The 12,153-nt window shown below is 34.1% G+C and carries 9 protein-coding genes; 5 read left to right on the top strand and 4 right to left on the bottom strand.

Features of this window, described 5'->3' with window-relative positions; translation table 11 throughout:
* Positions 1-4 precede the first annotated feature (4 nt).
* On the bottom strand, positions 5-364 hold the full coding sequence (locus HM983_RS05320; RefSeq protein ID WP_179344359.1) for a toxin-antitoxin system YwqK family antitoxin: 360 nt from the start codon (positions 362-364) through the stop codon (positions 5-7).
* Between the two features lie 392 nt (positions 365-756).
* On the opposite strand from HM983_RS05320, the gene HM983_RS05325 reads away from it, so the two are divergent.
* Both HM983_RS05325 and HM983_RS05330 read left to right on the top strand, forming a co-directional pair.
* The gene (locus tag HM983_RS05325) at positions 757-1,962 is read left to right on the top strand and encodes a porin (protein ID WP_179344360.1); all 1,206 of its coding nucleotides are present in this window, start codon (positions 757-759) and stop codon (positions 1,960-1,962) included.
* Positions 1,963-2,040: 78 nt separating this feature from the next.
* Positions 2,041-4,341, top strand: coding sequence for an inorganic phosphate transporter (locus HM983_RS05330; RefSeq protein ID WP_179344361.1), 2,301 nt, complete (start codon positions 2,041-2,043; stop codon positions 4,339-4,341).
* A 58-nt stretch (positions 4,342-4,399) separates the two neighbouring features.
* On the opposite strand, the gene chrA is transcribed toward HM983_RS05330, so the two are convergent.
* Positions 4,400-5,524, bottom strand: coding sequence for a chromate efflux transporter (chrA, locus tag HM983_RS05335; protein ID WP_179344362.1), 1,125 nt, complete (start codon positions 5,522-5,524; stop codon positions 4,400-4,402).
* Positions 5,525-5,618: 94 nt separating this feature from the next.
* Here chrA and HM983_RS05340 point away from each other — a divergent pair, with 94 nt between their 5' ends.
* Both HM983_RS05340 and HM983_RS05345 read left to right on the top strand, forming a co-directional pair.
* On the top strand, positions 5,619-6,467 hold the full coding sequence (locus tag HM983_RS05340) for an OmpA/MotB family protein (RefSeq protein ID WP_179344363.1): 849 nt from the start codon (positions 5,619-5,621) through the stop codon (positions 6,465-6,467).
* Positions 6,468-6,567: 100 nt separating this feature from the next.
* Entirely contained in the window at positions 6,568-7,287 is a 720-nt protein-coding gene (locus tag HM983_RS05345; protein ID WP_179344364.1) for a DUF6503 family protein, read from the top strand.
* 172 nt (positions 7,288-7,459) lie between these two features.
* Here HM983_RS05345 and HM983_RS05350 read toward each other — a convergent pair whose 3' ends face one another.
* Together HM983_RS05350 and HM983_RS05355 are read right to left on the bottom strand one after the other, a co-directional pair.
* Positions 7,460-9,259: a ribonucleoside-diphosphate reductase subunit alpha gene (locus tag HM983_RS05350; protein WP_179344365.1), complete on the bottom strand. Its 1,800-nt coding sequence runs from the start codon at positions 9,257-9,259 to the stop codon at positions 7,460-7,462.
* Positions 9,260-9,265: 6 nt separating this feature from the next.
* Positions 9,266-10,555: a ribonucleotide-diphosphate reductase subunit beta gene (locus HM983_RS05355; RefSeq protein WP_179344366.1), complete on the bottom strand. Its 1,290-nt coding sequence runs from the start codon at positions 10,553-10,555 to the stop codon at positions 9,266-9,268.
* A gap of 860 nt (positions 10,556-11,415) precedes the next feature.
* Here HM983_RS05355 and HM983_RS05360 point away from each other — a divergent pair.
* Positions 11,416-12,150 (top strand): LytR/AlgR family response regulator transcription factor, encoded by a 735-nt coding sequence (locus HM983_RS05360; RefSeq protein ID WP_179344367.1) that lies wholly within the window; start codon positions 11,416-11,418, stop codon positions 12,148-12,150.
* Positions 12,151-12,153 lie beyond the last annotated feature (3 nt).

Below are 12,153 nucleotides of genomic sequence, written 5' to 3' on the forward strand. Positions count from 1 at the left end.
AAATTTATTTATCGTTTATAGCAACTTTTGTTTTGTTATCCCAACTGTTCACACTAACAATTTTAGAATCAATATAGTCCACTTCTTTCAATGAGTTGTCAGTCCAAAAGAACCACTTACCTACTTTTTTCCCTTGTTCGTAATTACCAACTGCTACTTTTTTCCCTTCGAAGTCAAAACTTGTCCACTCTCCATGTAATTTACCATCCGCATTAAAAGTACCAACCTGCTCTATTTCACCGTTATCATGAAAATAAGTTGCTATAGTGATTTCACCTTTCTTTTCTAGTTTAGGCTGTTGCTTATCTTGAGCATAAGTAAAACCTACACATAGCATTACTAATATTACGACTATCTTTTTCATACCTATTTGGGATTTATTATTGTTATAGTATCAAATATAGCACATATTTTACATTAAAACAACATTTACATAACATTAATTTAACATTGGAATTTTAGAGATACGTGTAACATTTCTACATTGGAAGACCAATATTTCTATTTCTTAATAATTAAATAATATTGGCTTTACATTATAATTACCTATAGTTCCCATATTTGGAGTGTCTTAATTCGAGACAATTAGTATTTCATATTTTATTAGTTTTTGTCGACCAATACTTATGAGTCCTAATGAGACTGCTTTTTTTAAAAGCAGTCTTTTTTTTGTACTTTTTGAAAAATTAATAGTTAGGAAACATTCAGTTAACATTAAAGTTGGTTATTTGCAGCGACAAAAACTAATACCTTAATATGAAATTTAAAATTGCGCTAGTAGCTATTGCTCTAATAGCACTTACTCCAATCAATGCTCAAGAAATCAGTGACACTTCCTTTGGCAAAGGGTTAATTAACTTTGTGGCCAAAGACAGTTCTTTTAGTGTAAAATTTGCCCCTCGTTTTCAAGTACGATCTATTTCCGCATGGGATCACGATGGAAATCAATACGGTAGCCCAGAACACAACTTTATTGTTCGAAGAGCTCGTTTAAAGTTTGACGGCTTTGCTTATAGCCCAAAACTTAAATATAAAATAGAACTGGGTCTATCCAATAGAGATATTTCTGGAGCCAACCAGTTTAACAGAAATACACCGCGTTATATACTTGATGCCGTCCTCAAATGGAATTTTTCAGGAAATTGGGAACTGTGGGCAGGCCAGACAAAATTACCTGGCAATGTTGAGCGTGTGGTGTCATCTGGAAATCTTCAATTAATAGATCGATCTTTACTCAACAGTCGTTTTAATATAGATCGTGATCTAGGTATTCAATTACGCCACAAAACAAACCTTGGCGGTGAGTTTTTGATGCGTGAAAAATTCTCAATTTCCCAAGGTGAAGGTCGTAATGTGACAGAGGGCAATGAAGGAGGTCTACAATATACTGCTCGTTTAGAGTTTTTGCCGTTCGGCACATTTAAATCTGGTGGAGATTATGTTCAGTCTGATTTAAAGCGTGAAGAAACGCCTAAATTAATGGTTGGTTTTACCTATAATTTTAATGAAGATGCCGTTAGAGAACGAGGTTTTGCTGGTGATTACATGATAAGAGCTGACGGTTCTATCTATGAAACAGATCAAACCACTATATTTGCTGATGCAATGTTCAAGTATAACGGTTTTTCGTTCATGGGAGAATATGCTAAGCGAACTGCCGATGACGAAATCGCCACCGAATTAGATGGTATTACTCCAACTGGAGATATTGTTTTAACAGGAGATGCGTTAAATTTACAGGCAGGTTACTTGTTTAAAAATAATTATGAAATAGCCGCTCGATTTACAACTTTAGATTTTGAAAGAGTAACCAACGCTCTTCCTACTAATCAATATACTTTAGGCGCTTCAAAATACATTGTTGGGCATAAATTAAAAGTACAATCAGATATCAGTTATACCACACTTAATGGGAATGATGACAGTATAAGATTTAGACTTGGTTTTGATATTCATTTTTAAGCTATAAAAAATAACAATTAGATAACGTTACACTTAAATTGTATAAGCATATTTGCAAACTATTTGAATTAAATAATTATGGATAATATTTACTTATTAATGCTAATTGCCATAACTACACTTGCTGTCTTTGATATCATAGTTGGTGTAAGTAATGATGCAATTAATTTCCTGAATTCCGCTATTGGTTCTAAAGCTATTTCTTTAAGAACAATTATGATCGTAGCCAGTTTAGGTATTTTTATTGGAGCCGTTTTCTCAAGCGGAATGATGGAGGTTGCCAGAAAAGGCATTTTTGTCCCTGCACAATTTGAGTTTGGAGAAATTATGCTCATTTTTATGGCCGTGATGATAACAGATATTCTGTTATTAGATTTCTTTAATACTCTCGGTCTTCCTACCTCGACAACAGTTTCTATTGTATTTAATTTACTTGGTGCTGCAGTGGTAATGTCAGTCATTAAAATTACGCATTCAGATTCTGAGACTTTGGCTGATCTTGGTAAATACATTGCTACTGATACTGCGCTTACCATTATCAGTGGAATTTTACTATCTGTTCTAATCGCATTCTCAGTAGGTGCTCTTGTTCAATGGGTGTCAAGACTTATATTTACCTTTAATTATGAGAAAAAAGTAAAGAATTTTGGAGTTTTATTCGGTGGTGTTGCTTTAACAGCCATTACATATTTTATCTTTTTAAAAGGTTTAAAAGGTACTCCTTACTACTCAGAAATGAAAAGTGTTGTAGAGGGTAATGAGATTTATATTATTATCGGAAGTCTTGTTTTTTGGACCTTATTTTCATTCATATTCGAAAAACTGACTAAAAAAACTGTTTTATTATTCGTGATTGGAGTTGGTACTTTTGGATTGGCTCTAGCTTTTTCAGGAAATGATTTAGTGAACTTTATCGGTGTTCCAATGGCAGCCTATCATTCATACGAAGCTTGGGTAGCTGGCGGTATGGACGTGACAATGTCAATGTCTGTATTAGAAGAAAAGGTGCCTGCAGAACCTTTATTACTTTTTATATCGGGAGCTATTATGGTATTAACGCTTTGGTTCTCTAAAAAAGCAAAAACAGTTGCTGAGACTGAGATTAGTTTATCACGCCAAGGTGAAACTCACGAGAAGTTTGAGCCAAATGCGCTTTCGAGATCTGTGGTAAAGTTCACAACTAATTTATCTACTTATTATAGTGCTTTAGTGCCTAAAGCATTTCGAATAAGCGTTGGTAAAAGTTTTGAAAAACCAAATGTGATGATTACAAAGGATCAAAGTATTGATGCTCCCGCGTTTGATATGATTAGAGCTTCGGTTAATTTAATGGTAGCCGGTGTGTTAATAGCTATTGCAACATCTATGAAATTACCTTTATCTACAACCTACGTGACTTTTATGGTGGCCATGGGTACATCTCTAGCTGATAGAGCATGGGGAAGAGAAAGTGCCGTATATAGAGTAGCCGGTGTTTTAAATGTAATCGGTGGATGGTTTGGTACTGCAATTGGTGCTTTCTTAGCAGCAGGAACCGTTGTGTTTTTAATCAATTGGAATCCATCTGTAATGATTCCGATTCTTTTGCTGATAACCGTATTTTTATTATACAGAAACTACAAAGCACATAAAGAAAGTTCTAATAAATTGGTTGAAGAAGATAGCCTTAGAGAAACCGGAAGTAGATCTGTACAAGGAGTTATTGTAGAAAGTGCCGGAAACATTTCTAATGTTGTAAAACGCGGAAACAAGATATACACAAATGCTGTTAACGGTTTAGCGAAGCAAGACTTAGCTCTGTTAAAAAAGAATAAAAAACAAATAGATAAACTATCAAAAGAAGTAGATAGTTTACGTGATAATATTTTCTATTTTATTAAGAATCTTGATGAAACAAGTTTAAGAGCAAGTAGTTTTTACATTAACATCTTAGGATATTTACAAGATATGACTCAATCTTTAGAATATATTTCTAAGGTTAGTCATAAACACATCAACAACAATCATAAAAAACTTAAGTTTAGCCAGATAAAAGAACTTAAAGAAGTCGATGATGCTATGGAAATGCTTTTTAGTGATACCAAATCGGCCTTTGATTCACGTTCTTTTGCTCAAATAGGGCTAATCATTAATCGCAAAATAGAAATATTGGATCTAGTTACAGATAAAATCGCTAGACAGGTTGAAAGAACACGCAATGAAGAATCAAGTCCAAAGAATACTACGCTTTATTTTGGATTATTGTTAGAGACTAAAGATCTTCTAAATGCCACAATGAATTTATTGGAAGAGTATCATGATTCATTTGACAGTTCTGTTGAACCAGCAACTATAACTGTTACTGATGAAACTACGGTTGATTCCGGTGATAAAAAATAATTAAAGTATCCCAACAATTAAAGCCTTAATGAAAATTAAGGCTTTTTTTATTCGACGTTTAGAATAAAGTCAATAACGCATATCCTAACAATGCACCTATTACAATTGTCCATATGGTAGTAATCTTTGTTTTAAAAGTGATATAGGCAGCAATAACAGCGATCGTAATACTTTGCCATTCTATTAATGTTTCTTTTGCCATTACAAAAAGGACCGCTAACATAACAGCTACAGCAGCAACGTTGACCGAATCTAAAAAATACCTTAAGATTTGAGAGTTACGCATTCTCGGTATATATGGATTCAATAATAAAACAAATAAAAACGAAGGTAAAAAAATACCAGCCGTCGCTACCAGAGCTCCTGAAAATCCCGAAAGCTGATATCCAATAAATGTTGATGTAGATAACACTGGGCCTGGTGTAAATTGACCAATTGCAATAGCGTCTATCAACTCTGACCTGGTTAGTAATCCACGAGTTACCAGCTCCGCGTCCAAATAAGCAAATAGTACATAACCACTTCCGTACAATATGGCTCCAACTTTCAAAAAAATCAAAAAAAGCTTAACCGTAGATATTTTTACAATCGATGAATTAATGCCGAGAAGCAGAAAAAATGGAGAGATGATACTTAAATTTGAATTCGTTTTAGATTTGAGATAGAAATAGACCGTCCCTAACACTCCTGCAGACAGTAAGGCAACAATTTCATTAACTCCCAATAAGCTTACAGACAGAACTAATATACCTATTACTACTAGCTCTGTACTCTTAACAGCTTTTTTTCCCAACTTTAATATGGCACTAGCTATAATAGCTAATACCGCTGGTTTTATACCATAAATAAATGGTTCTACTTTTGGTAATTCACCATACCTAACATATAAATAAGCAAGCAACGCGGTAATTATGGTTGCAGGTAGTATAAAAGCAATACCAGCTACAAACAGACCGGGTTTGCCAGCCCGTTCATAACCACAGTGCATGGTCATTTCTGTAGAATTTGGGCCAGGAATTAAATTAGTAGTCCCAATTAAATCCAAGAAATAGTCTCTTGTCATCCATTTTCTTTTTTCAATGATTTCATCTTCCATCATTGCAATATGCGCGGCTGGGCCACCAAAAGCAAAGCAACCCAGTTTAAAAAATACCTGAGCAACTTCTCTTAATTTTTCATTCATCTTTGAAATTTAACTATTTAACGTCTAATTAACATCTAAAAACTGATTCTGTTCCGTATATATATTTTTAAGAAAGTTAATTAATTAAAACATTATGAAGAAAATCTCAATAGTATTAGTCACAACCATTTTAATGACTGCATGTGTTTCAAAAAAGAAATACGTAGCATTAGAACAGCAAAATGGTGAACTAAAAAGCCAACTTACTAAAACACGTGTAGAGAATGAAGAACTTGAAGCAAAATTTGCTAAAATTCAAGACCGTGTGGATGAATACAATTCTAAATTAAATTCCTTGAATGAGGACGTAGAAGGTCTGAAGATTGAAAATGATATAAAAATTGATGTTAATAGTGATGGATCTGTTATGTCCAACGCTACTAAGCGTAAAATGCGCGAAACTTTGAAGAACGTTGATGCAGCTCAATTAGCCAATGCAGAAACGCTTAAGGATTCTATGAACCTTGCCGTACAGTACAATCTTAGAAAGGCGATGGACGAAAATATTGACGAAGATGAAGATATAGCAGTGAATATTAACGAAACTGTGGTTATGATTTCAATATCGGACAAAATGTTGTTTAACACTGGAAGTTATAGAATCAGTAATAAAGCAAACAATATTCTTCAGAAATTGGCAGATGTTATTAACTCAGAAGAAAGCATTGATGTTATGGTAGAAGGTCATACGGACTCAAGAACCATTAGTACTGAAAAGATTGCTGATAATTGGGACTTAAGTGTTTTAAGAGCTACATCTGTTGTTAGAAAACTTCAAGACCAATATAATGTTGCACCAGAAAAATTAATTGCATCTGGACGCAGTAGCTACCAACCATTGGTAGATAATGACTCAAGTGAAAACCGTTCTAAAAACAGAAGAACACGCATCATACTTTTACCAAATATTGATAAGTTTTTTGCGCTTATGGCAGCAAATTAATCCATTGATCTAATAAAGGTAAAGTTACAAAAGCACCCTCCCGTACAGTTCGGCATTGGGTGCTTTTTTTATTTCGTAATTTGTGGAAAAATAAAAACGAATGAAATCACTAATTTCCACTTTTATAATTTGCTGCACATTGTCAAGCTTTGCTCAAAACCCTACAGCAAAAGACATTTTAGAAAAATCCATCAACTACCACGACCCAAATAACAACTGGAAAGATTATAATGGCGAATTTACCGTAGTTATGACAACACCAAACGCAGCTAAGCGTACAAGTAATATCAAAATCAATTTACCAAAAGAATATTTTAGTGTCACTGCAAAGAGGGACACTATAACCACAACATATACCATAAATAAAGGTAAATGCGAAATGAGATATAATGGAAAGGTAGTTGATAGCACAAAAGCCGAATTAAAAAATATGTCTTGCGACAGAGCTACACTTTACAAAAACTACTATACGTATCTCTATGGTTTGCCAATGAAGTTAACAGACGCAGGCACCAATCTGAGTAACAAAGTTGAAAAGAAGACTTTTAAAGGGAAGAATTATTTGGTCATAAAAGTGACCTATGACGAATCTGTTGGTAGTGATGTTTGGTACTTCTATTTTGACCCAACAACCTATGCAATGGAAATCTACCAGTTTTTTAAAACAGATGAAAACGGCAAGGAGCAAAAAGATACTGGCGAATATATTTTACTTTCCGAAGAAGCTGTAGTAAACAGCATTGTCATGCCAAAAGTTAGAGCTTGGTATTATAATAAAGATGATAATTATTTAGGAACTGATACTTTGGTTGAGGATTAAATTTATCATATGTTTCCGTCATGCTGAATTGATTTCAGCATCACATCACGCATAATCGAATTAGAAGATTCTGAAACAAGTTCAGAATGACGGCCAACTAAAAAGCATCTCATTTCTGAGATGCTTTTTTTTAATATTCTTATTTAGGATTACTGCCTTCGCAGGAATTTGGTTACCCTTCACAACTAGCACATTCCTTCTTTTGCTTGAATTTTTGTGCTGCGTTCATACTGTGTTGGTAATAGAGTGATTTTACTCCTAATTGCCAGGCTGTAACATATAGTTTGTTAATGTCCTTAACTGGCATATCTGGATGTACCATAATATTCAAAGATTGACCTTGGTCAATATGGTTTTGTCTGTTTGCTGCTTGATAGATGATCGTCATCTGGTCAATTTCAGAATAGGTTTTAAAGACATCTTTTTCAAGCTCTGTTAATCCTTCTAAATGTTGTACTGAACCATCGTAGTCACGGATGCTTTTCCAAACTTCAACCGTATCCATACCCTTTTCTTTCAATAAAGCTTTTAAGAAAGGATTCTTAATAGTTGTCTTAATTTTAGCAATATCCTTTACATAGCTATTGGACCATATTGGCTCTATCCCTTGTGATACCTGCCCTAAGATAAATGCAGAAGATGTGGTTGGTGCTACAGCATTCAATGTTGTGTTACGTCTGCCATATCCTTTTAATACTTCTGGTTCACCAAATAGCTCTGCCAATTCTTCTGACGCCTTAATCGATTTTTCTCTAATGGTTTTAAAGATTTCACTGTTAAGATTAAAGGCTTCCGCACTATCAAACGGCAACATTTTAGATTGTAATAAAGAGTGCCATCCTAAAGCTCCCATACCTAAAGCTCTGTTTTCCTTTGCGAAGTTATAAGCCTTCTCCATGAACAAGAACGTTTGTCTATCGTCACGGTCTGGTGAATCTCTGTATACCTCTAATTTTGTTACAAACTCTTCCAATACAGCATCCAAGAAATAAATCATGGTTTCAACTGCATCTGTGTTTTTCCACTTATCGTAGTGCAATAAGTTAATAGAAGACAAAACACATACAAAAGACCATCTGTCGTTAGTTGGCAACATAATCTCTGAACACAGGTTACTTGCGTAGATTTCGTGCTTTTTTTCTTGATACACTTCTGGTGCATTGTTGTTGGCGTTATCTCTAAAGAAAATATATGGATAACCTATTTCACCTCTTCTTTGTAATACTTTTGCCCAAATGGCTCTCTTTTCAGAATCACCATCGATCATTTTCTGCATCCAATCGTTACCTACAGTAACGCCGTGCGTTAGCTCTTGTATTGGGTTACCTTCAGTACCAATTTCTAAAAATTCATTGATATCATTGTGGTCTATAGGAAGGTATGGCGAAAACCGACCGCGTCTTACAGAACCTTGGCTAACAACATCAACCATTTTCTCGAACAACTGCATAATGTGTACTGCGCCAGAAGATTCTCCGTTATTTTTTACCGGTGCACCTCTATGACGCAATTTCCCGAAATAACCCGACGTACCACCACCAAGTTTAGACATCATCCCAACTTCTGACTGCGTGTAAAGTATATCTCCCATATCATCAGAAATATGTGACCCGAAACAACTAATAGGCAAACCACGTTTCTTGCCAAAGTTAGACCATACTGGTGAAGCTAAAGAATAAAAGCCTTCTGCCATATAGCCATAGAACTTATCTGCAAATCCATCAATCTTTAAAATCTCTTCTGCTCTATTGGCAATTTCCCTGATTCTTTCCTCAGGTGTTGTGTCTTCTGTAAGGTAACCAGAGGATAAAAATTGACGGCTATGGTTGGTTAACCATTTAATTTCCGGTTCTTTTTTGGCCTCCTTAATGGCTTCTTTTCTTGCTTTGATTAATTCGTCTTGTGGTGAGGTTGTGGTAGTTTGAGGGTTTGCTACGTTGTTCTCAATGTCTAGTTTAGTGTTGTCGTTCATGGTTAATTAAAATAAGTCGTCGCTGGTTATACTTTTAGTTCTTTTGCTATAGTTGATTGAGCGTTTCACGAAGAAATCGCCATGCTTGGTGCCAATTATCTCATCATCAAACCATTCGGTCTCTTCTAATAAAGTATTATCTACTTCAAATACTTTATCAATACCAATACTTTCTAATGATTGGTTAAATCTGTTCTTTATAAATTCGTTGATTACATTCTTTGGAAGAAAATCCAATTCACCAGCTTCAAAAATCCAGTCAATAATTCTACTTTCAGATTCAAAAGCTTCTTGGCACATTACCTTTACAATTGTGTTATGTTCTTCACCGAACCAAGTTGGGTTTTCTTCTTTTATAATTCTAATAACATCAATTCCAAAGTCACCGTGAATCTGCTCTTCTTTTGAAGTGGCTTCAACAACGTTTGAGATACCTTTCAACATATTTTTATGTTTGTTGAAAGCCATGATGATCAAAAATTGGGAGAACAATGATACGTGTTCAATAAAGAGAGAGAACAGTAAAATAGATTCCGCATATTCCTTGTTATCTTCACTTTTTGCATTTTTCAATGCGGTTTCCAAATAATGTACGCGTCGCATTATTACTGGATTTTTCTTCAATCTCTTAAATTCGCTATTAAGACCTAGGATTTCCAAAAGGTGCGAGTATGCATCATGGTGGCGTACTTCACTTTCAGCAAATGTTGCACCAACAGATCCAATTTCCGGTTTTGGCATTTTGTGATAAATGTCTCCCCAAAATGATTTAACAGCAACTTCAATTTGAGAAATGGCCAACATAGTATTTTTAATAGCATTTTGCTCAACTACAGTAAGCCTCGTTTTAAAATCCTGAATATCACTCGTAAAGTTGAATTCTGAATGGATCCAGTATGAATGTCTAATCGCATCAACATATTCGTTAAGCGCAGGATATTCGTAAGGCTTTAAGTTGATACGCTTTTCGAAAATATTCGTCTTTCTGTTTCTGGCCTGCTCGTCTCTGTAAAGAATATAAGCTTTTGCGACATCCAAAAACTGACTATCCATTAACTTAACCTCAACCAAATCCTGTACTTCTTCTACGGTTGGCACATATCTGTAATCCTTTCCTTTTCTATCCAATAGCTCTTGCATCACTTTTACGGCAATTGTATTGGCATCTTCTTTAGTACCATTACCAACAGACATCATTGCTTTTTCAACAGCATTAGAAATTTTTCTTAAAACAAATGGACTTGTTTCATAATCTCTCTTAATAATTTCCGTGATCTCTAGTTGTTTGGTTTCCATAATTTTATTGTTTTAATTTAAAGCCTAGATAGCCATTAGAATGGTATCTATACCATCCTTGAATTCAATTATATTCCGTAAAACGTGTTATAATTTTTCCCTTAAAAGGAACAAAAAGGGATGTAATTTTTTAAAAATTGATGATTATGATTTATTTCTGAATCGAATTCCATAAAAATCATTTCTCGCTTAACCCTGAACAAAGATTGTTAATTGAAAATGAAAATAAAAGACAAAATAATAAACATTGTCAACAAGTTTTTAACAAACGGCCGTAACACCTATAAAACCTATAAAACAATCCTAAATCAACCTATATATCTGTATTTCAAAGGTTTATAGTATTTGCAATCAATATTTTTTTGTAGTATTAGTCTTATTAAATTAATCCTAAGCAACCGTAAACGTTATAGAGTTTTGTTTACTAAAATTTCAAAATACATCCATAAAAAAGAGCGCTCTTTAGCGCTCTTTTTTCCCTAATAACTAACTTAAATCGATTAAAAACAATTTTAAAAATTGTTAGTTAACTAATTAACACTTTAATATAAAGCTGAAAGAAATTTTCTTTCCTACTTTAAATGATCAATAGCATTACAACCGGTAAACAAACCCCTAATTTGTTTATCATTCGGTTAGTTTTGTTTATCAAATATCTTAATTAAAACGGCAAACTTAGTGGCTCGATGTATAATTGGTAAAAAAAAATGTATAACTGGTCCAGGTTAAATAATTAGTTGTGAGTAACTAAATACTAAAATCTATTTTATGCATTTTATACAATAAATGCTACATGTTACACATATTAGGTATTATGCCATAGAGAATATTATATATATTTATAGTATTAATCTAAGAACATGTTAAGAGCTGTAATTGTAGATGATGAACCTAAGGCCGTCCAAGGTCTTATTTGGGAGTTAGGTAATTTTAGCGATGAGATTGAGGTTGTAGCCTCTTTTACAAATCCTGAAAAAGCGCTCGATTATCTAGCAACCAATACACCAGACTGCCTATTTTTAGATGTGCAAATGCCTACTATTGGCGGATTTCAGTTTTTGGAAAAATTAGATACCATCGATTTTGCCGTTATAATCACAACGGCGTATGATGAATACGCTATTAAAGCCTTGAAGCATGAAGCCGTGGACTATTTGTTAAAACCTATAGATTCCGACGATCTAAAAGACACCATTGCAAAAATCAAAAAACATAGTGACCGTACTCTAAATGCAGCGAAGTTTGAGAGCATGTTGTCTAATTTTAATTCAAAATTTGACAAGAGACGCATTACGGTAAACACAGACGGTAAATTAGTTTTTCTCGACGTGGACGACATCATTTATGTAGAATCGGACGGTAACTATAGCACTTTGCACTTACAAGGCCAAAAGAATCTTTTGGTAACCAAAAAGCTGAAAGAAATAGATGCCATTTTGCCTGAACATTATTTTTTTAGAATTCATAATTCCTTCATTATCAATTTAAATAAAATAAAGGCTTTTGTTAAAAACGAAGGCTATGTTATCATGGACAGTAATCACAAAATCCCGGTCGCAAGACAAAGAAAATCTGATTTTCTTGAAAAACTTTAGTCC

The organism is Winogradskyella ursingii, assembly GCF_013403975.1.
GTDB classification, from domain to species: domain Bacteria; phylum Bacteroidota; class Bacteroidia; order Flavobacteriales; family Flavobacteriaceae; genus Winogradskyella; species Winogradskyella ursingii.